The following is a 648-nucleotide window of genomic DNA, read 5'->3' on the forward strand; positions in this document are numbered from 1 at the left end:
AACCCTTCGGTTTAAGATATCCTTTCGACTTGGAAACAATATGGTCTAAATATGACAATCCTTGATTATATGCCACTATTGCAGTCAAAGGCTCAAACCTTACATCGCCTTGGTGTAAATGAACGTCATTTCCATCAATATAAGGTGGATTACTAACAATCATATCAAAATGTTGATTGAAAAGAGCCTTATACCAATCACTTTGCAAAAACTGCACATTATTTATAGCTAAACGCTGTTGATTGCTTTGTGCCAGAGAAACTGCTTCAGGATTGAAATCGATACCGACAACTGTGCTATCCAAACGTTCAGAAGCAAGAGCCAATGCAATTGCCCCTGTCCCTGTCCCTAAATCTAAAATGTGACAAGGCTGTGCTGGCAAACGTATTAAGGCTTGTTCAACAAGACATTCAGTGTCAGGACGAGGGATAAGTGTTGCAGGTGAGACAAATAATGGCAAAGACCAAAATTCACGTTCACCAATGATGTAAGCAATGGGTTCACCTTGCTCTCGGCGTTGCAACAAAGATTCTAAGTGATCTTGCTCTACGAGTTTTAACTCTGTCTCCGCAAATGCAAAATTAAATGTTCGCGTTTGCCTAGTGACGTGTTGCAATAAAACCTCTGCGTCTCGTTTAGCACTGTCGC

General features: G+C 40.7%; 1 protein-coding gene. It reads right to left on the reverse strand.

The features are described from left to right. A partial coding sequence (gene prmC / locus ABN217_RS19575; protein ID WP_349459900.1) for a peptide chain release factor N(5)-glutamine methyltransferase occupies positions 1 to 648 on the reverse strand: 648 nt, incomplete at both ends.

This window comes from Proteus sp. fly-1067 (genome assembly GCF_040139345.1).
GTDB classification, from domain to species: Bacteria; Pseudomonadota; Gammaproteobacteria; order Enterobacterales; family Enterobacteriaceae; genus Proteus; species Proteus vulgaris_B.